We start from the raw sequence: 24,500 nt of genomic DNA, 5'->3' as shown, positions 1-24,500 counted from the left end.
TGGTTATTGTTCTAGATGGAGAAAGCGGCATGACTGCACGAATTGCGCAGGTCGACCTGCCCGGCGTCACGCCGTCGCGGCAGCAGCGCAGCCGCGAGACGACGTTTGCCTTGCTGACGGCCGGCGCGGAGCTGCTCTGCACGCGCAACCTCGCGGAGCTGTCGATCAGCGACCTCTGCGCGCAGATCGGCGCCACCGTGGGCGCCTTCTACAGCCGGTTCGACAGCAAGGAGGCCTATTTCAACGCCCTGCTCGCGCTCACCCTGGAAGGCGGCCGGCAGGAACTCCTGAAGCTGCCGCCGGCCGGTTCGGTCCACCCCGGGGACCTCGACGCGCAATGCCATCAGCTGGTCCGCGGGATCGTGCTCTGGATGCGCCGTCACAAGGGGGTGCTGCGCGCAGCCCTCGTCCGTGGGGAGCACGGAGCCAACAACTGGACCGGTTTCAAGGATCTGGCCCAGGCACTCTCACAGCGCGCGGCGCTGCTGCTGCGGCCGGCACCTCACGACAGCGGCGCGGTCCGACGCAAGCCGGCCGCGACGGCGGCGGAGCTGAAGACGGTCGCGTTCGGCGTCCAGGTCGTGCTCAGCACCCTGGTGAATGCCATCCTCAACGATCCCGGCCCGCTCTCGATCGACGACGACGAGATCGCCGAACGGCTGGGCGCATGCCTCGTCCTGCTGCTGCGCGCCGGGTCGGACGGCCCTGCGCCAAAGCCGCGTGGCCGCCCCAGCAAGCGCTAGCAGCTCCGGCCCGCCGGCTCCCCCCGGCCAAACACGTTGGAAATCCGTCATCCAGCGGCTTGCCAAAGCCTCGGACATGCGGGTAGAAGGACGCGTCGCCGCCGCCGGCCGTATTCGCGGGCCGGCTCGCAAAACGGTGCCAGACAGTCCGCCAATTGGTTGAAACTGCTCGGCATTCCGTTGGGGAATGGTGTAACGGTAGCACAACAGACTCTGACTCTGTTTGTCTTGGTTCGAATCCAGGTTCCCCAGCCAACTTCATCTCTGCCGCGACGTCCCTGCGACCTGAAACGATCTTGGTCGGTCCGCCGCGAACGCGTAAGCGCGTCCTGAATCGCTGCAGCGGCGGCCTCCTTTGGCGCGCGTGCCCGCGCGTTAACGTCTGCTCATTGCGAATCGGCGAGAACGGAACAACCATTGCGAGCAATGGACCGTTTTCGTGGAGGGCAGGCACTTGCAAAGCAGCGTCGGCGCGCGCGCCTTTCAAAATGCTCGGCTGCAGAAGCGAGCCAGGAAGCAGGCCGACGCGCTGCTGCCGGCCGCGGTCAAGGCCTATCGCGAGGGCCGGCATCAGCAGGCGCAGGCGTTGTGCCAGCAGATCCTGCAGGACCTGCCGCAGCATTTCGGCGCCCTGCATCTGCTCGGCGTGTCCGAACGGGATTGCGGCCGCTCCCACGAGGCCGTGCTCGCCCTCACCCGTGCGGTCGAGCTCGACCCGCGCTCGGCCGACGCCCAGTCGGATCTCGGCGTGACGCTGTCGCGGCTTGGTCGTCACGAGGACGCTCGCGCCCGCTTGGAGCGCGCCATCGCGCTCAAGCCGAACTTTCCGACCGCGCTGACGCATCTCGGCAATGCGCTGATGAGCCTCTTCCGTTTCGAGGAGGCGATCGCGGCGCATGACCGCGCCATTGCGCTGAAGCCCGACCATGCCGAAGCCTACGCCAATCGCGGCATGGCGCTGATGTTCACGAGCCGCCACGCCGAGGCCAGCGAGAACTTCGATCGCGCGCTCTCGCTGCAGCCGCGCTTGCTGACGGCCCTGTTCGGCAAGGGCGTGGCCAGCATGAACCTGCGCGAGTTCGATGCGGCACTGACCGCGCTGAATGCGGCGCTTGCGATCAATCCGAAGGCGGCCGCCGTGCTCGCCCAGCGCGGGCGGGCGTATCAGGAGCTGGGTAAATTCGCCGAGGCGGAAGCCGATTTCGACGCCGCGCTCGCCCTCGAACCGCTGCTGGAAGCCGCACTTTGCGGCAAGGCCGAGATGCTTCTGGTCAACGGCAATATCGCGCTGGCGATCTCGGTCAGCAACAAGGTGCTGGCCCAGAACCCGAACTCGGAGATCGCCTGGACCCTGCTCGGCGTCTGCGCCGCCGCGCAGGGCGACACCGCCGCGGCCATCGAGCATTACGACCGCGCGCTCGCGATCCGACCGAACCATGAGGACGCGATCACCAAGAAGATCTTCGCGCTGGATTTCCTCCCCGACACCGGGTTGGAACGTCTCCAGGCCGCGCGGAGAGACTGGTGGGCGGCGATCGGCTCGCGATTGGAACGCCGCGCGCTCGGCGTGCGCAACATCGATCCCGATCGGCGGCTCGTCGTGGGCTATGTCTCGTCCGATTTCCGCGACCATTCGGCGGCCTTCGCCTTCCTTCCGATCTTGCGCCACCACGACCGCGAGAAGTTTGAAATCCTCGCTTATTCCTGCTCGCCGATGCAGGACGCCAAGACCGAGCTGTGCCGCTCGCTGGTCGATCGCTTTGTCGACGCCTCGCTGTGGAGCGACGACAAGCTCGCCGATCAGATACAGGCCGACAAGGTCGACATCCTCGTCGACCTCGCCGGGCATTCCGCCGGCCACCGGCTCACGATGTTCGCGCGCAAGCCTGCGCCGATCCAGGTCTCGGCCGTCGGCAGCGTCACCGGGACGGGGCTGCCCGTCATGGATTATCTGCTGGCCGATCCGGTGACGATCCCGCCCGCGGTCCGGCATCTGTTTGCAGAAAAGATCCACGACCTGCCGTCGCTCATCACGATCGAACCCCCGCCTCCGATTCCGCCATCGCCGCTGCCGATGCTTCGCAACGGCCACGTCACCTTCGGCGCATTCAATCGCATCGACAAGCTGTCCGAGCCTTGCCTTGCGCTCTGGTCGCAACTGATGGCGGCAACGCCCGGCTCGATCATCGTCGTCAAGAACCATTCGATGGGCGATGCGCTGCTGCGCGACCGGTTGATTGCTCGCTTCGTCGCTCACGGCATTGCCGCGGACCGTGTGATCTGTGCAGGAAAGACGACGCGCCAGGAGCATCTCTCGATGTTCGCCGGGATCGACATCTCGCTCGATCCGTTCCCGCAAAATGGCGGCATCTCGACCTGGGAGTCGCTGCAGATGGGCGTGCCCGTGGTCACCAAGCTCGGCAGCGGCCCGGCCGCCCGCGCGGGCGGTGCGATCGTCAAGGCGATCGGTCTCGACGAATGGGTCGCCGATGACGACGAGGGCTATCTCGCGATCGCGCTGAAATTCAGCGCCCGGCCTGCCGAGCTTGCCGCGCTTCGCGCCAAGCTGCCGGCCATGGTGTTGAATTCAGCCGCCGGGAACGGCGCGGTGTACACGCGGCATGTGGAAGCCGGCTACCGGAAGTTCTGGCGCGATGACAGCCGGCAGGCGCTGATCCGCTAGCGCTGTACGGACCGCGAGCGCCGGGCGACGGGGAGCGGATCAGGCCCGGCACAGCCGTACGCCCGTGCGCCGTTCCACCCATGCGAGGTAGTCTTCCGATCGCGCCAACACCTGCCGCCGCGATAGTCCGAACTGCTCGAGCGTATAGACGTGCCTGAAGCGGCGGCTGATCGACCCCGCCTGCAGATGCCGTCGCATTCGGCTCTCGAACGCCGCCGTAAAGTCGTAGCCGAACCTGGCGTAGATCCCGCGGACGGTCGAGATCGGATCATTGGTCAGATCGTCGAACAGAATATCGACATGGCGCTCGGAGCTCGCCGCCTCGTCGGCCTGCATCATCGCGGCCATCGACTGTTCGAACAGCTCCAGCATCCGTTGGCCGAGGTCGGCAAAATCGATGCGCGGCGTATAGGCGATCTGCAGCTGCGCGATCAGGCTGGCGAGGGCCGGAATGATCTGGCAGGGATCGCGATGCAGCCGCGCGATCCGCGCGTCGGGAAAGCTCTCGAACAGCACCGGGAGAAAGTGGGCATGGGCCAGCGACTTGCTGAGCCAGTGCCCGCCGCGATGAAACAACTGCAGGTGCTGAACCTGCCGTCTGTAGCCGGCACAGAGCACACCAAGGTCCGACCGGCCCAAGGCTCGAAACCATTGCCAATAATCCGGTGACCGGAGTCCGAGGATCATGTGCTGCGGGCCATGCCACATCATGAGCTGGCACTCCTCGGGGGCGTCCGGAGCGAGCTCATGGATCTTGTGCAGATCCGGCATCACGGCCGCCCGGAACTCGGATTGCGCGCGCAGCCGGCCGATCCGGGGATCGCTCGCGGAGGTCTCGGGCCGCGGTGGCGGCGACGGCTCCTGCAGCTCCCAAAGAAGCGGCGCCCGCGCCTGCGGATCGAGCGCCAGCAGGTGATGCAGGAACGTGCTTCCGGTGCGGCCGAAGCCGACGAGAAACAGCGGTCTTGCGACCGGCACGTCGGCGATCTCGGGGAAATCAGTCAGGTCCCGCGCGAACTGGACGTATCGTTCGATCCAGCCATAGATGTAGTGGCCGGCCATGTAGCGGCCGAGGTCGTCATAGTGCGGGTCACGGCCGACGGCGTCCGCGAGGCGCCTGATCCCTTCGAGATGAAGTTCGCTGCCCGCGCCGAGCGGCACCGGACCGACGCGACCTTGCGCGAGGTCGAGCAACTGATCGACGTCCAACAGTTTCCTGGCGCCGAGCTCGCGATCCAGCGAGAGCATCCGGGTGAGGAGCTGTGCCGCCGTCGGCGAGCGCAGCCTGGGAGCGACGACGATGGCTTCGTCGGGCTCGCCCGTCCCGCGACGCATGGCATGCTTCCTCGTTTGTGGCCAAGGCGTTCATGCTAGCGAACGAGGTGTCCGATCACAACAAGGCCCGAACGCAAGGCGCCTGCAACCGGCCCAACGGCTACCGCGCGTGGTCACAACGGAAACTTGTAGAAACAAGACAAGGGCGCCACAGCGTTCAACTTAATCGACGGAACTATCAGCGGTTGCTGGCGAGGATCCGCCGACCATGCCACGCAGATCACCTTCGAAAGGAGCGAAGGGTGCTGGTTCTGCGTCGGTTGGCTGTCATCGGTGTCTCTGGCCTGCTCGTTCTCGCCGTCGTCGGCCTCGTCATGTTGGCGACGGACAGGGATGCGGATCTGCCGCCATCATGCAGCCGGGGCTCCGCCGATGCGATCATGACCGGCTGCGCACCGGGCCAGCGCTCGTTGTGGTTCGAGGAGGTCATGACGTTTCAGCGGCCGGGCTGGACACCGGCGCGGTCCGACGAGGGCTCGGTCCCGGCCAAAACGGCAGGCGGAGCGCCGCACCCGCCGGATTAACCCGCTGTTCACCACGATCCCGGCCCGGCCGGAACGATGCAATTTGCATCAAATTGTCTGGTCAGGGAGACGGGACATGACCAGGATGCAGGATCTCGAAGACCAGATCGCACGGGCCGAGCGGCTCGAGCGCAGCATCACCGATATGCTGACGATCGAACGGCTGCGCCATTTCGCGGCAGAGTGCCGCCGCGAGCGCGAACGGCTGTCGCAGCAGCGCTGCGCGGCCTGACGGAGCCGCCGCCCACTGCTGCAGGCATGTTTTCCGAAGTGGCGCCGATCGACCTGTGCCCTCAGGAGCAGGTCGTGACCATGTTGGTGCAGAGCTGCCGGGTCCAGCCGATCCCCTTCTTGACGCGGACCTTGGCGAACGTGCCGAAGCAGCCGAGCAGCTCGACGGCCTGATCGCCGCTCGCATGCGAATCGAGCGTCGCGCTCGCGGTGGCATGATCGCGGTAGATCACTGCACCGTTCTGCAGCCCGCCGACGCCGACGACGCTCCGGTGCACGAAGCCGCGACCCTGGAAGATGACCCGCTCCTTGTCCTGGTCGACATCGATCAGAACGGCCCGGTCGATCTCGAACCAGTCATCATGCTGCGCGGCGAGATGCACGACGATCCATCCTTCGCTGGTGGGGTTCTTCAGCGCCGTGACCACGCTGCCGCCGGGAGTGGCGCGCACATTGGCGCCGCTCGGATCGCGGTCGGTGATGTCGACGTCGACGTCGCATGCCTGGCGTCCCGGCCCTTGAGCCCAGGCGCCGGCGGGGACCGCGAGCAGCACGGCGAGCAGCCAAACAATCATGCGCATCATCAAAGCGTCCAATCGCGACCAGGATCCGAATTGGTCGCTGCCGCCGCGCCGAAGTTCAACGACGCCGCCTGCACGCGGGCCGCAAGCGCGTAGACGAAGGCAGTCACCGCTGCCTTTGCTCGTCCCGGCCGAAAACCTGTCGTGACTGACCGGTCGTTCGTTGCTATCATGGGTTGCTGACGTCCGATTGCCACCAATCTCATCCGCCGTGAGGCGAGCGTGTTGCGATCCATCTCATGGAGATTCATGGAGATCGCCGATGCTGCTGACCAGGTTCGTCGTCGCCGCCATTCTTGCGCTCATCGCCGTCTCCGCATGTCATGCGCAGGCCGCGGCCGAGGCGGAGGTTCCGGGAAGCGCGATCGTGAAGGACATCCCGCAACAGACGCGTGACGAATTCTATGCGAGGCGCCGCGACATCAGACGGCAGACCGCCCCGCGGGTTCTGTTCGTTCCGGGCATCCTCGGCTCCAAGATCGCCGAATGCCACGTGGACGGCACCCAGTGCCGCGACATCTGGGGAACGACCGGCGCGATTGCCCGAAACGATGTCGATTTGAGCATGAAGACGGATCGCCGCTATCGAACAGACGTGGTCGAGACCCTGCTGTTCAGCAACATCTATGGCGGCATCGTCGACCATCTGCGTCAGAAGGCCAGCGCGATCGGACCCGACGCCGCGGGCGATCCGCTCGTCAGCGTGTTCTCGTATGACTGGCGACTCTCCAACGCCTACAATGCCACGCTGCTGCGCGACCGCATCTGCGACCTCAGAGCCGGCGCGGCGAAATCGCCGATCGTGATCATCGCCCACAGCATGGGCGGACTGATGACCAAGATCTGGGCCGCGCGTTATGGCAAGCAGCCCTGCAGCCACGGCGGCCTCCCCGACGTATCGCAGATCGTGTTCGTTGCAACGCCGCATCTCGGATCACCGAAGGCCATCAAGGCCGTCGTCGACGGCTACAACATCCTGTTCGACGAGCTGACGGGCCTGAAGCGCTACCTCGGCTGGTGGGAACGCAACTATCTGCTCGATTCGATCAATGCAGCAGGCATCTCGTTCCCGAGCCTGTATGAGCTGCTGCCGATCCGCAGCAGCGAATACTGCCTGAAGCAAAAACCGGCACTGAGCAAGGCGGGAGTGCCGGTCGAGAGCGACGACCAGAAGCCGGTCAACCTGTTCGACGTCGAGACGTGGCGCAAATACGATCTGCTGCAGCGGATCGGCCTGCCCGCGGTTCGAAAGAGCTATTACGACAACGAGCTCGCACCGATGCTGAAGGGAGCCGAGCAAGTCTTGTGCGAGATCTCCGATTTCGACCCGTCCAGCATCGCCGACGTGTCCTATTTCTTTGGCCGGGAAAAGACGGATCGCACCTACGGCTGGTTCCACCTGCGCAGCGGCAAGACCGATCGGATCGACGACTCAAAGATCGTTCAGGGCGACGGCACCGTCCCGGTCTACAGCGCGCAGAGCATGTTGGTCAGCAGCACGCGCCAGACCATCGAGGTTCAGGAGGACCATACCAAGATCATCAGCAGCAAGCCGGTGCTCAGCATGATCGACGAGCTCTATATTTCGGCGGCGAAGCGCGCCGATCTTCAAACGGCGCGCGCGCAGACGGCCTATGCCTCGCTGCTGGCAGCGGAAACCGCCGCCACCCGATCCTGGATTCCGGTGTCCTCGGATCCCAGGAGCTGGTCGGGCAGCGACGACAAGCTCGCGATCGACATCAACAAGCGGGCTCTCGCTGCGGCGGGCAAGAAGCCATCGGACATCGCGGCGCTCGCCCGCACATCCCTGGATGCGGGAGAAAGGGCCCGGCTCTATTCGGTTGCCGCTGCCACGACGGCCGACAACAAGCAACAGCTGACCTGGATTGCCGACGCGGCCGGCTCATCCTACTCCGCCGGGCAATACCAGGACGCGATTCGCAGTTCGACATTCATCGCGGCCGCTGTGGAGACGACCGTCCCGCAAAACGACCCCTCCAGGCTCGCACTGCAGAAGTCGGCGGCGGAGATCAAGGGCTGGGCTTATCTGCGCAGCGGTGACATCGACGAATTCAACAAGCTCGCTTCGTCCTATGCGGAGAAGTTCGCCATGGCCAAGGACGACTTCAAGGAGCCGGTGCAGAGGCGGAATTTCCTGGTTCAGTTCGCGACGTCGCCGGAAGGCAGCCCTCTGCTGGTCTACAATCCGGAGAGCGGAGGTGCTTCCGTCGCTTATGATCCCTCCAAGGCCTTTCGGCTCCAGTGGGACGGAATCCAGCAATAGATGTTGAGCCGGAGGGCCAGACGCGCGAGGACATCCGCATCAGCAGCCGCTCGCCAGTCGGGCAGAAAGCGTTCCGATGCGCGCACGTCCCTCCTCCCGCCTGCTCGTTCTCGATCCACAGGATCGGCTGCTGCTGTTCAAGTTCGTGCATCTCGCCGGCACTCTGGCGGGACAGCAGTTCTGGGCCACGCCGGGCGGCGGGCTCGACCCGGGCGAGAGCTACGAGGCCGCCGCCTGCCGCGAGATGTTCGAGGAGACGGGCATTCGCATCGATCATCCTGGACCGCAGATCATGCAGCGAGCCGTCACCTTCACTTTGGTCGACGGCGAGCAGGTTAGCTCGGACGAACGCTACTTCCTCATCAGAGTCGCTCACGACGGCGTTTCGTCGACGCATTGGACCGAGTTGGAGCGCGCGGCCATCACTGCGCAGCGGTGGTGGCGGCGGGAGGAACTCGCGGCGACGTCCGACCGGGTCTTTCCCGAGGACATCACTGACATGCTGAGACGTGCGGGCGTCTGGTGAGGCAATCGCCCCGTCAGAGCCGTCCGCCCGTCAGCGCGGCGGCGCGGGGCCGGCCGATATCGTCGATCGCGCTGGGCATCGGCGCCACCGGAAATATCGCGTTGATCTGCCCCGTGCCGGACGACGGGAAAAACGGCGTCACCACCTCGACGCCGCGATCATAGTGATTCCAGCCGAGCGCGCCGAGCAGCATGGCCGTATCGTGCATGAAGCCCTCGCCGTGACCCTTGCTGGCATATTCCGGCAGCATGTCGCAGAAGTCGGGCCATTCGCCCTGCTCCCACATCTGGATTACCTCGTGATCGAGCCGCTCCAGGAACGGGCTGAACATCTTGTCGCGATATTCGTCGGCCGTGCCGTTCTGGGCGAAGCGATGGCTCAGCGAGCCCGAGGCGAAGAACGCCACCGTGCCATCATAGTGATCCTCGACGGCGCGACGAAAAGCCCAGCCGAGCTTGGCGCTGTCGGCGAGGTAGTGCGAGGTGCACAGCGCCGACACCGACACGACCTTGAAGTGGCGGTCGGGGTTCATGTAGCGCATCGGAACCAGCGTGCCGTATTCGAGCGCCAACGAGGTCGCGTCATGCGCCATGGTCGCGATGCCGTGCGCGTTGGCGCCCTTGGCCAGGACGTGGCCGAGCTCAGGGTTGCCATCATACGCATAGGTCATGTTGGCGATGAAGTGCGGCAGCTCGTTGGAGGTGTAGAGCCCCTCGAAATGCGGCGCGCAGTTGATGTGATAGCCGGCATTGACCAGCCAATGGGTATCGAACACGACGATGGTGTCGACGCCCGCCTCGCGGCAGCGCCGCCCGATCTCGAGATGGCCGTCGATCGCCGACTGGCGCTTGCCCTTGGCCGGACCATCGAGCTCGCTGAGATACATCGACGGCACATGCGTGATCTTGGCCGCCAGTGCGAGCTTGCCCATCGTTTCGTCTCCCTTCCGATCGTTCACGGTCCGGCGTCGCGAACCACTTGCTTGATGGACAGATTAGCCTTCCAGCCTCGCAAACAAAAGGGCCGCTGGCGCGGCCCTTCCCGGCATCATGCCCTGCTGTCCCATGATCATGGGACAGCAGGGCCAGGACATGCCGTCATGCCGCCTTGATGTCGATGGTCTTGGCGGCCTTCTGCACCTCCGGCTTCTTCGGCAGGGTCACCTTGAGCACACCCTGCTTGAACACCGCCTCGATCTTGTCGGTGTCGACGCCATCCGGGATCTGGAAAGACCGTTCGAACGAGCCGAAGCTGCGCTCGCGGACGTAATAGTCCTTCTTCTTCTCTTCCTTGTCTTCCTGCTTCTCGCCCTTGATCGAGAGTACGCCGCTCGCGACCTTCACCTCGACATTCTTCTCGTCGAGCCCGGGTAGCTCGGCCGTGACCTCGTAGGCATTGTCATGCTCGGCAACGTCGACCGCCGGCGCCACGGCGAAGGAGCGTGCCCGTGCCAGGGTCGGCAAGGAATCGAACAGCGAGGGGGTGCGCCAGACTCCGCCGTGGAAGTCCTCGAACACCCGATCGATCTCGCGGCGCAGGTTCTCGAACGGACGCCATCCCTGCAAGGACGGCGCATTTGCTTTCTCGGTGTTGACGGGCAGCTTGGTGGGTTCGGCCATGACTTCATCCTCCTGCTTCACGCGAGGATCGGCTCTTCAGCGGCACATGCGCAACCGGTGCGCTCGACGAGACCGGCCGGCATCCGCTCCCTCGCGCTTGACGGGAAAAATATACCGGGCACACCGCGGTTCCAGATTGATCGCGATCAAATCCTTGCGCAACCGCTTAGCCCGCCCGACCCGCCCGCGACCGGCGCTTCGTTGGACCCGCAGGCCCCGCAATCGTCCCATCGATCCAGGCGTGCGCAGAGCCGAAGAAGCCCTTTGAAATGGTAAATCGGGCGTTAAACAAAGCGGCTTGCGCGACGCTTTAGCACAGGCAACAGAAAGCGTTATACCACAATGCGTTACGCCACTTTGAGAAGGCATGCTCCCAACGTCGCGAGGCGTGTCCGGACCGCACGGACGGGGGCCGGTGCGCCGACAAATGTGAGCCGTTTAACAGATTCTCCAGTCCCTCCGGCGAAGGTGTCCGCTCAACAATTCACCACAGGTTTCATGACCGTGATATCCTTCGGACGTGTGATCTCGGTGCGAGGCTCCCAGGCCCGCGTCGGCATTCTGTCGACCGGGCAGATGACCGTCTCCGATATCCGCGCGACAGTCGGCCGTTTCATCAGCATTCGCTGCCCGAGCGCCACGATCATCGCGATCATCACCGAGGTCACCAGTGAGGACCTCTCGCAGGCCCACGACTACGTCGCGACCGCGTCGGTGGACCTGCTCGGCGAGATCCTCGGCCCCGCCGAGCGGCCCAAGTTCCAGCGCGGCGTAACCCACTACCCGACCATCGGCGACGCCGTCGAGATGATCACCAGCCAGGAGCTGCGCACCATCTACACGCCGACGGCCGGCGACCACATCGACATCGGGGCGCTGCAGCAGGACACCTCCGTGCGTGCCTGCGTCAATGTCGAGGAGATGCTGTCGAAGCACTTCGCGGTGCTCGGTTCGACCGGCGTCGGCAAATCGACCGGCGTGTCGCTGCTGCTCAACGAGATCCTGAAAGCGCGGCCGAACCTGCGCATCTTCCTGCTCGACGTCCACAACGAATATGGCCGCTGCTTCGGCGAGAAGGCGCTGGTGCTGAACCCGCGCAATCTGAAGCTGCCGTTCTGGCTGTTCAATTTCGAGGAAATCGTCGACGTCCTGTTCGGCGGCCGCCCCGGCGTGCCCGAAGAACTCGACATTCTCGCCGAGGTCATTCCGCTGGCGAAGGGCATCTACACCCAGTATCAAAATACGGACCGTATCGGCCTCAAGCGCATCGATCCCAAGACCGTCGGCTATACGGTCGACACCCCGGTGCCCTATCGCCTCGTCGACCTGATCAACCTGATCGACGAGCGCATGGGCAAGCTGGAAAACCGCTCCTCGCGCATCATCTACCACAAGCTGATTTCGCGCATCGAGACCGTGCGCAACGATCCGCGCTACGCCTTCATGTTCGACAACGCCAATGTCGGCGGCGACACCATGGCGGAGGTCATCAGCCACCTGTTCCGCCTGCCCGCCAACGGCCGCCCGATGACCGTGATGCAGCTCGCCGGTTTCCCGGCCGAGGTGGTCGATTCCGTCGTCTCGGTGGTCTGTCGCATGGCGTTCGATTTCGGCCTGTGGAGCGACGGCGTCTCGCCGCTCCTGTTCGTCTGCGAGGAAGCGCACCGCTACGCCTCCGCCGACCGCTCGATCGGCTTCGGCCCGACCCGCAAGGCGATCTCGCGCATCGCCAAGGAAGGCCGCAAATACGGCGTCTATCTCGGCCTGATCACCCAGCGGCCGGCCGAGCTCGACGCCACCATCATCTCCCAGTGCAACACGCTGTTCACGATGCGCCTCGCCAACGAGCGCGACCAGTCGCTGCTGCGCTCCGCCGTCTCGGATGCGGCCGCCAACCTGCTGTCGTTCGTGCCGTCGCTCGGCACCCGCGAGGTGCTGGCCTTCGGTGAAGGCGTCGCGCTGCCAACCCGGCTGCGCTTCAAGGAGGTGCCGCTGCATCAATTGCCGCGCAGCGAGGCGACGATCGCCACCGTCCGTTCGGTCAATGCCGGGCACGACATGCATTTCGTCAGCGCCGTGCTGGAGCGCTGGCGCGGCGCGACCTCGAGCCGGGATGCCGCGAACGGCGACGGCGGCATGAGCAGCACCGGCGATCGCGCCGGCCTGTCGGCCTCGCTGGATGCGCCGATGCTGCAGCCGTCCATGGGTCTCGACCCCGACCGCTTCTCGCTGTTGAAGAAGCCGCTGCGCTGAGCGGGCGGCGGATTGCAGGGTGATTGCGCGCTCGCCGTGATCGACTATGGTCCGGCATCTGACACGCAAGCCGGATCCCCTTGCCATGACCCAGCCCGCCATCAGCCGCTTCCCCGTCCCCGCAATCGATGCGCTGCCGGATGACATCCGCACGCGGCTGCTGGCAGTACAGGAGAAGAGCGGCTTCGTGCCAAACGTGTTCCTGACCCTGGCGCATCGGCCCGACGAGTTCCGTGCCTTCTTCGCCTATCACGACGCGCTGATGGAGAAGGATGGCGGGCTGACCAAGGCCGAGCGCGAGATGATCGTCGTGGCGACCTCGAGCGCCAACCAGTGCCAGTATTGCGTGATCGCGCACGGCGCGATCCTGCGCATCCGCGCCAAAAATCCCCTGATCGCCGACCAGATCGCGATCAACTACCGCAAGGCCGACATCACTCCGCGCCAGCGCGCCATGCTCGACTTTGCGATGAAGGTCGCGCTGGAGGCGCAGACCGTCGGCGACGTCGACTTCAGGATGCTGGCGGAGCACGGTTTTGGCGACGCCGACATCTGGGACATCACCGCGATCGCCGCCTTCTTCGCACTGTCGAACCGGATGGCCAACGTCACGGGCATGCGCCCCAATGACGAGTTCTATCTGATGGGCCGGCTGCCGAAGGCGAAGTGAGGCGATCAGTCGTCGGACGCTGGTCCGCACCAGCCGGGAAGATACACCGCGTCCTGGCTCTTGGCCAGCGCCAGCGCGTGCTCCATGGCGGCGGCAAACCGATCCTCGACCGTCTTGCGCTTGACCTTGCGGCGCAGGAAATCGGCCCACAGGAACTCGCTGAACGGCGTGGTGTCCTTGGCAAAGCCGCCGGCACGGCGCAGCTCGCCGGCCAGGCTGCGAAACGGATCGTCCTTCAGATCCGCCACCGTCTTCGGCAGATCCTTGAAGCTCCGCCGCTCGCCCCTCGCGTCGTACGGATAGACCCAGCGCTTGTTGTCCATCACGTTCCAGAAGCCGGCGGGATCGACCATCGAGAGATCGCCGATCACGGTCACCAGGACGTCCTTGACGCCCTCGTCATGGAGCGCACGCGCGAGGTGGTGGTGGTCCACCACGTAGTGCCGCTTGTCCGGACCGAGCACGACCGGGATCATGTGCTTGCCGAGCAGCTCGGCCTGCTTCTTCTTGGATTTGTGCTCGCGCCAGCGCTCGCGCTTGTCCTTCACCTCGCGCATCCCGACCGTCATCTGCGTCGGGCGCAGCGACAGGATCGGCACGGGGTGCAGCAGCGGCTCGCGGATATTGGCCATGCATGAGCTCCGATGGAATCTGCAGACACGTCCGGCGACATCAGCACCGCCGGTTTGCAGGTTCCATCGTTACCGCAAATGCCGCGGACACGACACACCCGCAGGGCGAGACGCTCCTCTGATGCAGCTCAACTCCTGCAAAGTTTCTTTGTGAGAGGCTGCGCCTGCGTGCTAAGAAAGCACATCGGAGTCGAGGCATGAAGACCCAGCGCCCCATCGCAGCGGAGGAAGAGCATCGCGTGGTGCCGTTCCGGCCCCGCAATGGTTCGGCGCGGCGCGTTACCGAGGCCGGCAGTGCGAACCCGAATCCGCCGGTGCCGCTGCCTCGCCGTGAGCCGGCCCAACTCGATCTGTCCCGTTATGAGCAGATGCGCGAGGAGCCGGATGACTTCCGCCACCGCATCCTGGCCAACATCGCCGCCATCGCCTTCACCGTCGCGCTGACCGCCATTGGCATCTGGCTGGCAATGAGCATCGCCGATCTTCGCAAAACCCAGGACTGCCTGTTGACCGGCCGGCGCGACTGCGCCCGCATCATCACCGAGACCTACACGCCCTGAGCCCCTCGCCAACGCGGCCGAGCCGCCGTCGCGACACATCACAATCCCGCCACAACCGCCGTCCCCGGCTCCATTGAACTCACCGCGGCGCTCCGATATACGGGCACACGACTCCTGGGCGACGGGGGTAAAAGGGCTTGCATCGGACGCCCCCCGGGGGCGCGCTGCCCCTCGTTGCCTTATCCGGATTAGCTCCAATATATCAAAGGCTTAGTGATGTCCTCAACATTCGATCAGGTCGCCACGATCATCGCTGAAACCTGCGACATCCCGCGCGACACGATCACGCCGGATAGCCACGCCATCGACGATCTGGGCATCGACAGCCTCGATTTCCTCGACATCGCGTTTGCGATCGACAAGGCCTTCGGGATCAAGCTGCCGCTCGAGAAGTGGACGCAGGAAGTCAACGACGGCAAGGCCAGCACCGAGCAGTATTTCGTGCTGAAGAATCTGTGCGCCCGCATCGACGAGCTGGTCGCCGCCAAGGGCGCCTGAGCGCCCGCCATGCAGATCGAATACTTCAAGCTCATCGACCGCATTCTCGACCTCAAGGTGGACGAGAAGACGATCACCGTCGAGGCGACGGTTCCCACGCAGAGCACGATCTTCGAGGGGCATTTTCCGGGGCATCCGATCATGCCCGGCGTGCTTCTGATCGAGTCGATGGCACAGACCTCGGGCTGGCTGCTGCTGGCTCTGATGAAGTTCGAGCGCATGCCGTTCCTGGCCGCGGTCAAGGAAGCCAAGATGCGCGGCTTCGTAACCCCCGGCGAGGTGCTGACGGTGGAAGCCAGTGTAATCCACGAAGGCTCCGGCTACGCCATGACGGAAGCGCGGGTGAAGGTGGGCGGCAAGCTGCGCTCCAATGCGAGCCTCACCTTCAGCCACGTCCCCTTCCCCAATCCGGAATTGCGCGGACACATGGACGCCGAAGCCAAGCGCATCGGCTTTCCGCAACAGGCGCTGCAGCGATGAGTGAGACGACAGCCGTGACCAACGAGCCCGTGGAAGTCTGGATCACCGGCATTGGTCTTGCGACCTCGCTCGGCGAAGGCCTGGATGCGAACTGGGAAGCGCTCAACTCCGGCCAGATGAACGTCGATGAGCAGGGCTTTGCGCCCTACATCGTGCATCCCTGGGCGAAGGTGAATCTGGAAGCGCAGATCCCCAAGAAGGAACAGCGCCAGATGGAGGCGTGGCAGCGCATCGGCACCTACGCCGCGGGCCTCGCGCTGGATTCGGCCGGCCTCAAGGGCAACAAGGACATCCTGTCCCGGATGGACATGATCGTGGCCGCCGGCGGCGGCGAGCGCGACATCTCCGTCGACACCGCCATTCTCAATGCCGAAGCGCAGGGCAATTGCACGCCCGGCTTCCTGAACGACCGGCTGATGAGCGATCTGCGCCCCACGCTGTTCCTGGCGCAGCTGTCGAACCTGCTCGCCGGCAACATCGCGATCTCGCACGGCGTCTGCGGCACCTCGCGCACCTTCATGGGCGAGGAGGTCGCGGGCGTCGACGCGTTCAAGATCGCGCTGGCGCGCATCGCCGGCGGCCAGAGCGACATCGCGCTGGTCGGAGGCTCGCACAATGGCGAGCGCAAGGACCTGCTCGTGCTCTACGAGTTCGGCGACTACAATCTGAAGAACGAGTTCAAGCCGGTCTGGGCCCGCAAGGACCATCCGGGGTTTGCGCTCGGATCCGCCGGCGCCTTCCTGGTGCTGGAATCCAAGCCGCATGCCGAAGCCCGCGGCGCCAAGCCGCTGGCGCGGCTGAGCAAGGTCGTGGCCGACCGCGCCCGTCGCAAGGAAGCTGGCGCCGTGACCGGAACGCTCGACCGGCTGTGGTCGGCGCTGGACGTTCAGGAAGCGCCGGGCGCCATCATCACCGGCGCCACCGGGGCCGAGCCCGTGACTTCGGAGGAACGCGCGTTCCTGGACCATCACAAATCATTCGCGGTCAGATCGAGCGGGACCCGCTTCGGTCATTCGATGGAAGCGCAATTCGCCCTCGGTCTGGCGCTCGCGGCGCTCTCGATCTCGCGGGGAGCCCTGTTCGCTCCGGGCGATTCGTCAGGCATCGAAACCGACATGAAGGAGGCTCCGACCCAAATCGTCGTGGTCGGCGCCGGCCATTACCGCGGCGAAGGCATGGCCTTGGTCGAAGCAGTCAAGTGAACGCGGCACGGCCGACCGAGACGCGACGGGGAACATCATGAGTGCACGCGACAAGTTTGGACGCCCCATCGTGGTCGTGACCGGGATGGGCATCGTCACCTCGCTCGGGGCGGGCAAGTCGGACAATTGGAAGAAGCTCGTTGCCGGCGAGTCCGGCATCCGCACCATCACGCGCTTCCCGATCGACGGCTTGAAGACGACGATGGCCGGCACGGTCGACTTCGTGCCCGTGGCTCCGTTTACCTCGACGGGCCTCTCCGAGCGGCTCGGCCACATGGCCGTCGAGGAAGCGATCGCGCAGGCCGGCATCGGCTCCAAGGGTGACTTCCCGGGCCCGCTGTTTCTTGCGGTTGCGCCGGTCGAAATCGAGTGGCCGCAGCGGCTGGAGCTCGCGCATGAGGTGGGCGGCACGCAGTTCACCTATGACGACCTTCTGAAGGTCTGCGGCGGCGGCAAGTTCGTCAACTATCATCATCGCTTCCTGTTCGGCTCGGTGGCGGATTCGCTGTCCGATACGTTCGGCACCAAGGGCTCGCCGATCTCGCTGTCGACCGCCTGCGCCTCCGGCGCCACCGCGATCCAGCTCGGCGTCGAGGCCATACGGCGCGGCGAGACCGACGTGGCGCTGTGCGCGGCCACCGAAGGCTCGGTCAATCCGGAAGGCCTCGTGCGCTTCTCGCTGCTGTCGGCGCTGTCGACGCAGAACGATCCGCCGCAGGCCGCGTCCAAGCCGTTCTCCAAGAATCGCGATGGCTTCGTGATGGCCGAAGGCGCCGGCGCGCTGGTGCTGGAGAGCTATGATGCGGCCGTGGCGCGTGGCGCGAAAATCCTCGGCGTCGTCGCCGGCTGCGGCGAGCTGACGGACTCGTTCCACCGCACCCGCTCCTCGCCGGACGGCAAGCCGATCATCGGCTGCATCCGCAAGGCGCTGGCCGATGCCGGCATGGCGCCGGAGCAGATCGACCACATCAACGCCCACGGCACCGCGACGCCCGAGAATGACAAGATGGAATATGTCGGCGTCTCCGCCGTGTTCGGCGAGCACACCGGCAAGATCCCGGTGTCCTCGAACAAGTCGATGGTCGGTCACACCATCTCGGCGGCCGGCGCGGTCGAGGCGATCATCTCGCTGCTCACGCTCGAGCATCAGCTGATCCCGCCGACCATCAACTACGACATTCCGGATCCCGCGATCCTGTTCGACGTCGTCGGCAACAAGGCGCGCGAGGCGCGCGTCACCACGGTGATGTCGAACTCGTTCGGCTTCGGCGGCCAGAACGCCTCGCTGATCCTGACCCGCGAACCGGCCTGATCCGCCTGTCGCATCGATGAGTCTCATTCCCCTCCGAACCAAGCTCGTCCTCCGCCAGAAGGCGAAGTCGTTCGGGTCGTCCGCCGTCGGCGCGCTGACGGTCGGCATGCTCAAGACGACGCGCTATTTCGATCCGCAGAAGACGGCCGACCGCTTCGCGCGCCTCGCGCAGTGGATCGGTCCGCGACTGCGCGAGCAGCGCATCGGCCGCGACAATCTCACCAAAGCCTTCCCGGAGAAATCGCCCGAGGAGATCGACCGGATCCTTGCCGGCGTCTGGGACAATCTCGGCCGGGTCGGCGCCGAGTTCGCCCATCTCGACAAGATCTGGGATTTCGACGAGGAGCATCCCGGGCGCAGCCGCATCGAGCTGTCGCCCCGGACCCATGAGCTGTTCCATCAGCTCCGTCTCGACGGCAAGCCCGCCCTGATCTTCGCCAGCCACCTCGCCAATTGGGAGATGCCGGCGCTCGCCGCCGTCGCCCACAAGCTCGATACCGCGATCCTCTACCGCCGCCCCAACATCGCCGCCGCCGACCGCATCATCCAGGAGATGCGGCAGGTCAAGATGGGCACGCTGATCCCGGCTGGCCGCGACGCACCGCTACGGCTAGCCGAGGCACTGAAGGCCGGCCAGCACGTCGCGATGCTGGTCGATCAGTACCTGACCGGCGGCGTCGAGGTGACGTTCTTCGGCCGCAAGACCCGCGCCAACCCGATGCTGGCGCGCCTGCTCCGCCAGGTCGAATGCCCCGTGCACGGCGTGCGCATCATCCGCCTCCCCGGCAACCGCTTCCGCGCCGAGCTGTCGGAGGAAGTGAAGCCGGTGCGCGATGCCAATGGCAAGATCGACATCCAGGGCACGACGCAGGCGGTGACGAACGTCGTCGAGAGCTGGGTGCGCGAATATCCGGAGCAATGGCTCTGGCTCCACCGCCGCTGGCGGTAATCGCTTTGCGTGGTCAAATTCCACCGCGAGGAAAGCAGCCGATGGCATCGCTTTTCGTCGACGGGGCCCTCCGAAGAAAACTCTTACTTCATGTAGCAACGCTCGCTACCTTGGAGCCCTAATCCGACAGCTGTTCGGAAGCTCCAGGGAGAACAACGCGAATGTTTTCGCACATCATGATCGGCACCAACGACCTCGACAAGGCGAAGGCCTTCTACGACAAGCTCTTGGGTACGCTCGGCGTGCGCCCGGCCAAGGTCGACGGCCACCGCATCTTCTACATTACTCCGACCGGCATCTTCTCGGTCTCCAAGCCGATCAACGGGCAGCCCGCGACGCCGGCCAATGGCGGCACCATCGGCTACGCCTGCAGTTCATCCGAACAAGTCGACGCCTGGCACGCGGCGGGCCTCGAAGCCGGCGGCACCACCTGCGAGGATCCACCCGGCGTGCGCCAGGGCTCGGCCGGCAAGCTGTATCTCGCCTATCTGCGCGATCTCGACGGCAACAAGCTGTGTGCGATGCACCGGCTGGCGTGATCTCGCCGGCGTCATTGCGAGGAGCAACGCGACGAAGCAATCCAGAGTCGCGGTCTCCGCCCTGGATTGCTTCGCTTCGCTCGCAATGACGATAGTGACGACTACCGCCCCGTCTTGACCTTGGTCCAGAGCCGGTTGATCACGCGCTGCGTCGCCGGCTCGCGGGCGGTGATGACGAACAGCTTCTTCAAGGTTGCGTCATCAGGATAGATGTTCTTGTCGCCAAGGATCTTCGGATCGATCAGCTTCTGGCTCGCTAGATTGCCATTGGCATAGGACAGGAAGTCCGAGTTCTTGGCGGCGACCTCGGGGCGGTAGAGGTAGTTGATCAGCTGATAGGCTTCCGTGACATGCTGGGCGTCGGCGGGAATCGCGAAATTATCGAAGAACATCTGCGCGCCCTCCTTCGGAATGGCGTAGCCGATCTCGATGCCGTTCTTCGCCTCCTCGGCGCGGCTCCTTGCCTGCATGATGTCGCCCGACCAGCCGACGACGAGGCAGATCTCGCCGGTGGCGAGCGCGCTTAAGTATTCCGATGAATGAAACTTGCGCACGGACGGCGCGACCTTGCCGACCACCTCGGCGGCCTTCTCCAGGTCCGCCTGCTTGGTCGAGTTCGGATCGAGGCCGAGATAGTTGAGCGCCGCCGGGAAGATGTCGTCGGCGGAGTCGAGCATGTGGACGCCGCAATCCTTGAACTTGGCGAGGTTCTCCGGCTTGAACACCAAGTCCCAGCTGTCGATCCGCGCGCCCGGCCCTAAGATCTTCTCGATCGTCTTGACGTTGTAGCCGATGCCCGTCGTGCCCCACATGTAGTTGGCGGCGAACTGATTGCCGGGATCGTAGATGGCGAGGCGGTCGGTGACCACAGGCCAGGCATTGGCGAGGTTGGGCAGCTTCGACTTGTCGAGCGGCTGGAAGATCTTGGCCTTGATCTGGCGTTGCAGGAAGTACGCGGTGGGCACCACGACGTCGTAGCCGGACTTGCCGGCAAGCAGCCGCGTCTCCAGGGTCTCGTTGGCGTCGAAGGTGTCGTAGACGACCTTGATGCCGGTCTCCTTGGTGAAATCGTCGAGCACACCGGGCGCCATGTAGTTCGACCAGTTGTAGAAATTGACGACGCGCTGCTCGGCCGGGGCGGCCGATACCGAAAGCATCAGCGCCGCAACCGCCAGCGCCGAACGAATGCAGCCGCGCGTCATCGATCTCGCCTCCTAGCGCCGGTGGATCGCGTCGGACAGCCGCTCCAGCGCCGTGTCCAGGGTTGCATCCCTCTTCGCGAAACAGAACCGCACCACCGAGGTGACCGCGTCCTTCTCGTAGAAGGCCGACACCGGGATTGCGGCCACCTTGTAGTCGTGGACGATACGCCGGCAGAACTGCTCGTCGGTCTCATTGAGGCCGAGCGGCGACAAATCGACGGTGAGAAAATAGGTCCCCTGCGCCTTCAGCACGGGAAAGCCGAGGCTTTCTAGCCCTGCCGTCAGGCGGTCACGGCTCCTGGACAGCTCGGCGCGCATGTTGACGAAATAGTCGTCGGATTTGCCGAGCCCATAGGCCACTGCGACCTGGAGATTCGGCGCGGTGGTGAAGGTCAGGAACTGATGCACCTTGGCGGCGACGCGCAGCAGATGCGGCGCGGCGCAGACGAAGCCGATCTTCCACCCGGTGAGCGAGAAGATCTTGCCGGCCGAGCCGACCTTGATGGTGCGATCGCGCATGCCGGGAATGGTGATCAGCGGGATGTGCTCGCGGCCGTCGAACACCACGTGCTCCCAGACCTCGTCGCAGATCGCGACCGCGTCGAACTCCTGGCAGAAGCGCGCCAGAAGCTCGAGGTCCTCGCGCGGATAGACCACCGCCGCGGGGTTGAGCGGGTTGTTGAACAGCACTGCCTTGGTCTTCGGCGAGAACGCGGCGCGCAGCATCTCCTCCGACAGCCGCCAATGCGGCGGCTCGAGCCGCACCAGCTTCGGAATGCCGCCGGCCTGGCGGATGATCGGCAGGTAGGAGTCGTAGACCGGCTGGAAGCAGATCACCTCGTCGCCGGGCTCGACCACCGACAGGATCGCCGAGGTCAGCGCCTCGGTGCCGCCCGAGGTGACCATGACCTCGCTCATCGGATCGAGATCGAGCTTGTGCCAGTGCTTGTAGTGCGCGGCAATCGCCTGGCGCAGCTCCGGCAGTCCCATCATCGAGGGATACTGATTGTAGCCGTTCAGCACGGCGTCGGCGGCGGCGCGGCGGATGTCCTCCGGCCCAGGGTCGTCGGGAAAGCCCTGCCCCAGATTGATGGCGTTGTTGTCACGCGCGAGCTGCGACATCTGCTCGAAAATGGTGACGGGCAGATCGGCGAAGACCTTGTTCTGCGAGATCATGATCGGGTGTCAGCCGCCGGTCTTGATCGGCAGGCCGGCCGCCTTCCAGCCGAGCATCCCGCCTTGCAGATGCTTGTCATACGGCAGGCCCGCCGCCTGCGCTGCCATCGACGCCGTCACCGAGCGCTTGCCGGAGCGGCAGGCGAACACGACGTCCTTGCCTTGGGGGTCCGGGATCAGCTTCGGGTCGAAGCTCGACAAGGGCACAACGATGCCGTCCGGATAGGCTTCCGCAGCAACTTCGTTCGGCTCGCGCACATCGACCAGAAGAATTCGCCCCTCGGCGATCCCCTTGGCCACGTCCTGCGGGGTCAAATCGTGCACAACAGCCACGCCCATCCTCCAAGCCTTCGAGGGGCCGTATCCGGCCCGAACCGACGCCAAACTCACCCTAGACGCAGCGAAAATCAAGCGCGTCGGCAGCATGCCCTGCTCGCACCCGGCCCCTCCAGCCAACCGACCTGCGCTCAGATCGTGACCTGCGTGCCGACCTCGACCACGCGTCCGCTTGGGATCTGGAAATAGTCAGTGGCGTCGTTGGCGGAGCGGCTCATGGAGATGAACAGGTGATCCTGCCAGCGCGGCATGCCGGAATGCGCCGCCGGCTTGAGCGCGCGCCGCGACAGGAAGAACGACGTCGACATGATGTCGAACTGCCAGCCGAGCTTGCGCGCGATCGCCAGCGCCCGCGGCACGTTGGGCGATTCCATGAAGCCGAAGCGCAGGGTGACTTTCGAGAAGGTAGGGCTGATCTGCTCCAGCCGCACGCGCTCGGAGGCATCGATGCGCGGCGTCGGCGCGGTCTCGATGGTCAGGATCACGTTCTTCTCGTGCAGCACCTTGTAGTGCTTGAGGCTGTGCATCAGCGCCGTCGGCGCGCTCAGGGGATCGGAGGTCAGGAACACCGCCGTGCCGGGCACGCGCTGCGGCGGCCGCTTCTCGAGCATGGCCACGAGGTCGTCGAGCGGGAACTCCAGCTTGCGCGACTTGTCGAACAGCAGACGGCTTCCCCGTCGCCACGTGTACATCAGCGTCATGACGAAGCCGCCCAGCGCCAGCGGCACCCAGCCGCCTTCGAGCAACTTCAGCAGGTTGGCCGACAGGAAGGTCAGGTCCAGAAACAGGAACGGCGCGATCAGCGCCCCCGCGGCGAGCGGTGACCACCTCCAGACTTTCCAGATCACGACGAAGCCCATCATGGCCGTCACGACCATGGTGCCGGTCACCGAGATGCCATAGGCCGAGGCCAGCGCGCTCGACGACTTGAAGAGCAGCACCAGCAGCACCACGGAGATCAGCAGCAGCTTGTTGATGCGCGGAATATAGATCTGGCCGGAATGCGCCTCGGAGGTGTGGCGGATCTCGAATCGCGGCAGCAGACCGAGCTGGATCGCCTGCCGGGTCAGCGAATAGGCGCCGGTGATGACAGCCTGGCTGGCGATCACCGTCGCCGCCGTGGCCAGCGCCACCATCGGGATCAGCGCCCATTCGGGAAACATCAGGAAGAACGGGTTCTCGATCGCCTTGGCGTCGGCGATGACCAGCGCCCCCTGCCCCAGATAATTCAGCGCCAGCGACGGCAGCACGATGAACAGCCAGGCAGTCTGAATCGGCCGTTTGCCGAAATGCCCGAGATCGGCATAGAGCGCTTCGGCGCCGGTGACGGCCAGGAACACCGCGCCTAGCGTGATGAAGCCGATGATGCCGTGATGCAGCATGAAGGTCACAGCGTTCAGCGGGTTGACCGCCCACAGCACCTCGGGATGACGCAGGATCGGCGGAATCGCCGCAGTCGCGATCACCAGGAACCAGATCAGCATGATCGGTCCGAAGAATGCAGCCACCTTGGCCGTGCCCCGCACCTGCACGGCGAACAGCGCGACCAGAATCACGATCGTGAGCGGCACCACATAGGGATCGAACGCCGCCGTGACGAGCTTGATGCCTTCGATCGCCGACAAGACAGATAAGGCTGGGGTGATCACCGCGTCGCCGTAGAACAGCGCGCCGCTGATGATGCCGAGCAGAACGATGACACTGGCGCCCCGCGTGACGCCGCGCTGGGCCAGCGCCATCAGCGCCAAGGTCCCACCCTCGCCATTGTTGTCAGCCCGCAGCAGGATCACGACGTATTTCAGCGTCACGACGACGACGAGAGCCCACAGGATCAGTGAGAGCACGCCCATCACGGCATGCGGCGCGGGATCGCCGCTGCTGCTGGCTGCCGCGACCGCCTCGCGGAGCGCGTAGAGCGGGCTGGTGCCGATGTCACCATAGACCACGCCGATGCTGCCCAGGGTGAGTGCAGTGAAGCTGGCCGTGGAGTGGGCCTCGCCATGTCCGTTGGCCGCCGGCGCTTCCGGGGGCGTGGCGACGACGTCAGCTGTCATTGGGGTAGCCCCCTTGAGGACTGGTTGAATGCTTCACTGCACAAACCGGCAGAGCGCGCGGCTTATAGCGACAAGGCTTGGCAGCGGACCGGACGAGATTGCGGGTCAGCC

Annotated in this window: 24 protein-coding genes and 1 tRNA gene; 16 read left to right on the top strand and 9 right to left on the bottom strand. The window is 65.0% G+C overall.

The window, feature by feature from the left end; all coding sequences use genetic code 11:
* The first annotated feature begins 29 nt into the window (after positions 1 to 29).
* The 3 genes from HL666_RS31675 (at position 30) to HL666_RS31665 (ending at position 3,426) form a co-directional block, all read left to right on the top strand.
* Positions 30 to 743, top strand: coding sequence for a TetR/AcrR family transcriptional regulator (locus tag HL666_RS31675; protein WP_172185453.1), 714 nt, complete (start codon positions 30 to 32; stop codon positions 741 to 743).
* A gap of 181 nt (positions 744 to 924) precedes the next feature.
* A tRNA-Gln gene (locus HL666_RS31670) sits at positions 925 to 998 on the top strand.
* Positions 999 to 1,197: 199 nt separating this feature from the next.
* Complete coding sequence (locus HL666_RS31665) at positions 1,198 to 3,426, top strand: O-linked N-acetylglucosamine transferase, SPINDLY family protein (RefSeq protein ID WP_172185452.1); 2,229 nt, start codon at positions 1,198 to 1,200, stop codon at positions 3,424 to 3,426.
* Positions 3,427 to 3,465: 39 nt separating this feature from the next.
* Here the strand turns inward: HL666_RS31665 and HL666_RS31660 are convergent, their stop codons facing one another.
* Complete coding sequence (locus HL666_RS31660) at positions 3,466 to 4,761, bottom strand: sulfotransferase family protein (protein WP_246741675.1); 1,296 nt, start codon at positions 4,759 to 4,761, stop codon at positions 3,466 to 3,468.
* Positions 4,762 to 5,003: 242 nt separating this feature from the next.
* On the opposite strand from HL666_RS31660, the gene HL666_RS31655 reads away from it, so the two are divergent.
* Positions 5,004 to 5,285, top strand: coding sequence for a hypothetical protein (locus tag HL666_RS31655; RefSeq protein WP_172185450.1), 282 nt, complete (start codon positions 5,004 to 5,006; stop codon positions 5,283 to 5,285).
* A 76-nt stretch (positions 5,286 to 5,361) separates the two neighbouring features.
* Positions 5,362 to 5,517, top strand: a complete 156-nt coding sequence (locus HL666_RS31650) for a hypothetical protein (protein ID WP_172134324.1) — start codon at positions 5,362 to 5,364, stop codon at positions 5,515 to 5,517.
* Positions 5,518 to 5,578: 61 nt separating this feature from the next.
* Here HL666_RS31650 and HL666_RS31645 read toward each other — a convergent pair whose 3' ends face one another.
* On the bottom strand, positions 5,579 to 6,097 hold the full coding sequence (locus HL666_RS31645; RefSeq protein ID WP_246741674.1) for a hypothetical protein: 519 nt from the start codon (positions 6,095 to 6,097) through the stop codon (positions 5,579 to 5,581).
* Between the two features lie 262 nt (positions 6,098 to 6,359).
* Here HL666_RS31645 and HL666_RS31640 point away from each other — a divergent pair, with 262 nt between their 5' ends.
* Both HL666_RS31640 and HL666_RS31635 read left to right on the top strand, forming a co-directional pair.
* Positions 6,360 to 8,381: a lipase family alpha/beta hydrolase gene (locus HL666_RS31640; protein ID WP_172113466.1), complete on the top strand. Its 2,022-nt coding sequence runs from the start codon at positions 6,360 to 6,362 to the stop codon at positions 8,379 to 8,381.
* 76 nt (positions 8,382 to 8,457) lie between these two features.
* On the top strand, positions 8,458 to 8,907 hold the full coding sequence (locus HL666_RS31635; protein WP_172185448.1) for an NUDIX hydrolase: 450 nt from the start codon (positions 8,458 to 8,460) through the stop codon (positions 8,905 to 8,907).
* 13 nt (positions 8,908 to 8,920) lie between these two features.
* Here HL666_RS31635 and hpaD read toward each other — a convergent pair whose 3' ends face one another.
* Positions 8,921 to 9,838 (bottom strand): 3,4-dihydroxyphenylacetate 2,3-dioxygenase, encoded by a 918-nt coding sequence (gene hpaD / locus HL666_RS31630; RefSeq protein ID WP_172113464.1) that lies wholly within the window; start codon positions 9,836 to 9,838, stop codon positions 8,921 to 8,923.
* Between the two features lie 166 nt (positions 9,839 to 10,004).
* Entirely contained in the window at positions 10,005 to 10,526 is a 522-nt protein-coding gene (locus HL666_RS31625) for an Hsp20/alpha crystallin family protein (RefSeq protein ID WP_172113463.1), read from the bottom strand.
* 498 nt (positions 10,527 to 11,024) lie between these two features.
* On the opposite strand from HL666_RS31625, the gene HL666_RS31620 reads away from it, so the two are divergent.
* Together HL666_RS31620 and HL666_RS31615 are read left to right on the top strand one after the other, a co-directional pair.
* The gene (locus tag HL666_RS31620; protein WP_172113462.1) at positions 11,025 to 12,779 is read left to right on the top strand and encodes an ATP-binding protein; all 1,755 of its coding nucleotides are present in this window, start codon (positions 11,025 to 11,027) and stop codon (positions 12,777 to 12,779) included.
* An 85-nt stretch (positions 12,780 to 12,864) separates the two neighbouring features.
* Positions 12,865 to 13,449: a peroxidase-related enzyme gene (locus HL666_RS31615; protein ID WP_172113461.1), complete on the top strand. Its 585-nt coding sequence runs from the start codon at positions 12,865 to 12,867 to the stop codon at positions 13,447 to 13,449.
* 5 nt (positions 13,450 to 13,454) lie between these two features.
* Here the strand turns inward: HL666_RS31615 and HL666_RS31610 are convergent, their stop codons facing one another.
* A complete protein-coding gene (locus tag HL666_RS31610; protein WP_172113460.1) occupies positions 13,455 to 14,081 on the bottom strand; it encodes a ParB-like protein in 627 nt (208 codons plus the stop codon).
* 197 nt (positions 14,082 to 14,278) lie between these two features.
* Here HL666_RS31610 and HL666_RS31605 point away from each other — a divergent pair, with 197 nt between their 5' ends.
* The 7 genes from HL666_RS31605 (at position 14,279) to HL666_RS31575 (ending at position 19,621) form a co-directional block, all read left to right on the top strand.
* Positions 14,279 to 14,641, top strand: coding sequence for a hypothetical protein (locus HL666_RS31605; protein ID WP_172134327.1), 363 nt, complete (start codon positions 14,279 to 14,281; stop codon positions 14,639 to 14,641).
* Between the two features lie 216 nt (positions 14,642 to 14,857).
* The gene (locus HL666_RS31600) at positions 14,858 to 15,139 is read left to right on the top strand and encodes an acyl carrier protein (RefSeq protein ID WP_006609130.1); all 282 of its coding nucleotides are present in this window, start codon (positions 14,858 to 14,860) and stop codon (positions 15,137 to 15,139) included.
* 9 nt (positions 15,140 to 15,148) lie between these two features.
* Positions 15,149 to 15,619 carry a 3-hydroxyacyl-ACP dehydratase FabZ family protein gene (locus tag HL666_RS31595; RefSeq protein ID WP_172134328.1) on the top strand — a complete coding sequence of 157 codons (471 nt, stop codon included), beginning with the start codon at positions 15,149 to 15,151 and terminating at the stop codon, positions 15,617 to 15,619.
* Complete coding sequence (locus HL666_RS31590) at positions 15,616 to 16,821, top strand: beta-ketoacyl-ACP synthase (protein WP_172113457.1); 1,206 nt, start codon at positions 15,616 to 15,618, stop codon at positions 16,819 to 16,821. Before HL666_RS31595 ends, HL666_RS31590 begins: the two co-directional genes overlap by 4 nt.
* A gap of 37 nt (positions 16,822 to 16,858) precedes the next feature.
* The gene (locus tag HL666_RS31585) at positions 16,859 to 18,133 is read left to right on the top strand and encodes a beta-ketoacyl-ACP synthase (protein ID WP_210262380.1); all 1,275 of its coding nucleotides are present in this window, start codon (positions 16,859 to 16,861) and stop codon (positions 18,131 to 18,133) included.
* 16 nt (positions 18,134 to 18,149) lie between these two features.
* On the top strand, positions 18,150 to 19,082 hold the full coding sequence (locus HL666_RS31580; RefSeq protein ID WP_172185446.1) for a lipid A biosynthesis lauroyl acyltransferase: 933 nt from the start codon (positions 18,150 to 18,152) through the stop codon (positions 19,080 to 19,082).
* A gap of 161 nt (positions 19,083 to 19,243) precedes the next feature.
* The gene (locus tag HL666_RS31575) at positions 19,244 to 19,621 is read left to right on the top strand and encodes a VOC family protein (protein WP_172185444.1); all 378 of its coding nucleotides are present in this window, start codon (positions 19,244 to 19,246) and stop codon (positions 19,619 to 19,621) included.
* Between the two features lie 101 nt (positions 19,622 to 19,722).
* On the opposite strand, the gene HL666_RS31570 is transcribed toward HL666_RS31575, so the two are convergent.
* From HL666_RS31570 to HL666_RS31555, 4 genes are all read right to left on the bottom strand, one after another.
* The gene (locus tag HL666_RS31570) at positions 19,723 to 20,823 is read right to left on the bottom strand and encodes a polyamine ABC transporter substrate-binding protein (protein WP_172185442.1); all 1,101 of its coding nucleotides are present in this window, start codon (positions 20,821 to 20,823) and stop codon (positions 19,723 to 19,725) included.
* A gap of 12 nt (positions 20,824 to 20,835) precedes the next feature.
* On the bottom strand, positions 20,836 to 21,999 hold the full coding sequence (locus HL666_RS31565) for an aminotransferase (RefSeq protein ID WP_172113453.1): 1,164 nt from the start codon (positions 21,997 to 21,999) through the stop codon (positions 20,836 to 20,838).
* Between the two features lie 9 nt (positions 22,000 to 22,008).
* Complete coding sequence (locus tag HL666_RS31560) at positions 22,009 to 22,338, bottom strand: rhodanese-like domain-containing protein (protein WP_172113499.1); 330 nt, start codon at positions 22,336 to 22,338, stop codon at positions 22,009 to 22,011.
* A gap of 128 nt (positions 22,339 to 22,466) precedes the next feature.
* Positions 22,467 to 24,389, bottom strand: coding sequence for a potassium transporter Kup (locus HL666_RS31555; protein WP_172185440.1), 1,923 nt, complete (start codon positions 24,387 to 24,389; stop codon positions 22,467 to 22,469).
* Positions 24,390 to 24,500: the final 111 nt, after the last annotated feature.

The organism is Bradyrhizobium aeschynomenes (assembly GCF_013178945.1).
Lineage (GTDB): Bacteria > Pseudomonadota > Alphaproteobacteria > Rhizobiales > Xanthobacteraceae > Bradyrhizobium > Bradyrhizobium aeschynomenes.
Note: the sequence above shows the minus strand (reverse complement) of the source record. Positions and strands in the feature narration are given on the sequence as shown.

What these genes read in the sequence shown, in the direction of transcription:
- HL666_RS31675 (WP_172185453.1), top strand. Translation starts at nt 30, where the DNA reads ATGACTGCACGAATTGCGCAGGTCGACCTGCCCGGCGTCACGCCGTCG.
- HL666_RS31660 (WP_246741675.1), bottom strand. Translation starts at nt 4,761, where the DNA reads ATGCGTCGCGGGACGGGCGAGCCCGACGAAGCCATCGTCGTCGCTCCC.
- HL666_RS31650 (WP_172134324.1), top strand. Translation starts at nt 5,362, where the DNA reads ATGACCAGGATGCAGGATCTCGAAGACCAGATCGCACGGGCCGAGCGG.
- HL666_RS31645 (WP_246741674.1), bottom strand. Translation starts at nt 6,097, where the DNA reads ATGCGCATGATTGTTTGGCTGCTCGCCGTGCTGCTCGCGGTCCCCGCC.
- HL666_RS31640 (WP_172113466.1), top strand. Translation starts at nt 6,360, where the DNA reads ATGCTGCTGACCAGGTTCGTCGTCGCCGCCATTCTTGCGCTCATCGCC.
- HL666_RS31635 (WP_172185448.1), top strand. Translation starts at nt 8,458, where the DNA reads ATGCGCGCACGTCCCTCCTCCCGCCTGCTCGTTCTCGATCCACAGGAT.
- hpaD (WP_172113464.1), bottom strand. Translation starts at nt 9,838, where the DNA reads ATGGGCAAGCTCGCACTGGCGGCCAAGATCACGCATGTGCCGTCGATG.
- HL666_RS31625 (WP_172113463.1), bottom strand. Translation starts at nt 10,526, where the DNA reads ATGGCCGAACCCACCAAGCTGCCCGTCAACACCGAGAAAGCAAATGCG.
- HL666_RS31620 (WP_172113462.1), top strand. Translation starts at nt 11,025, where the DNA reads ATGACCGTGATATCCTTCGGACGTGTGATCTCGGTGCGAGGCTCCCAG.
- HL666_RS31615 (WP_172113461.1), top strand. Translation starts at nt 12,865, where the DNA reads ATGACCCAGCCCGCCATCAGCCGCTTCCCCGTCCCCGCAATCGATGCG.
- HL666_RS31610 (WP_172113460.1), bottom strand. Translation starts at nt 14,081, where the DNA reads ATGGCCAATATCCGCGAGCCGCTGCTGCACCCCGTGCCGATCCTGTCG.
- HL666_RS31605 (WP_172134327.1), top strand. Translation starts at nt 14,279, where the DNA reads ATGAAGACCCAGCGCCCCATCGCAGCGGAGGAAGAGCATCGCGTGGTG.
- HL666_RS31600 (WP_006609130.1), top strand. Translation starts at nt 14,858, where the DNA reads ATGTCCTCAACATTCGATCAGGTCGCCACGATCATCGCTGAAACCTGC.
- HL666_RS31595 (WP_172134328.1), top strand. Translation starts at nt 15,149, where the DNA reads ATGCAGATCGAATACTTCAAGCTCATCGACCGCATTCTCGACCTCAAG.
- HL666_RS31590 (WP_172113457.1), top strand. Translation starts at nt 15,616, where the DNA reads ATGAGTGAGACGACAGCCGTGACCAACGAGCCCGTGGAAGTCTGGATC.
- HL666_RS31585 (WP_210262380.1), top strand. Translation starts at nt 16,859, where the DNA reads ATGAGTGCACGCGACAAGTTTGGACGCCCCATCGTGGTCGTGACCGGG.
- HL666_RS31580 (WP_172185446.1), top strand. Translation starts at nt 18,150, where the DNA reads ATGAGTCTCATTCCCCTCCGAACCAAGCTCGTCCTCCGCCAGAAGGCG.
- HL666_RS31575 (WP_172185444.1), top strand. Translation starts at nt 19,244, where the DNA reads ATGTTTTCGCACATCATGATCGGCACCAACGACCTCGACAAGGCGAAG.
- HL666_RS31570 (WP_172185442.1), bottom strand. Translation starts at nt 20,823, where the DNA reads ATGACGCGCGGCTGCATTCGTTCGGCGCTGGCGGTTGCGGCGCTGATG.
- HL666_RS31565 (WP_172113453.1), bottom strand. Translation starts at nt 21,999, where the DNA reads ATGATCTCGCAGAACAAGGTCTTCGCCGATCTGCCCGTCACCATTTTC.
- HL666_RS31560 (WP_172113499.1), bottom strand. Translation starts at nt 22,338, where the DNA reads ATGGGCGTGGCTGTTGTGCACGATTTGACCCCGCAGGACGTGGCCAAG.
- HL666_RS31555 (WP_172185440.1), bottom strand. Translation starts at nt 24,389, where the DNA reads ATGACAGCTGACGTCGTCGCCACGCCCCCGGAAGCGCCGGCGGCCAAC.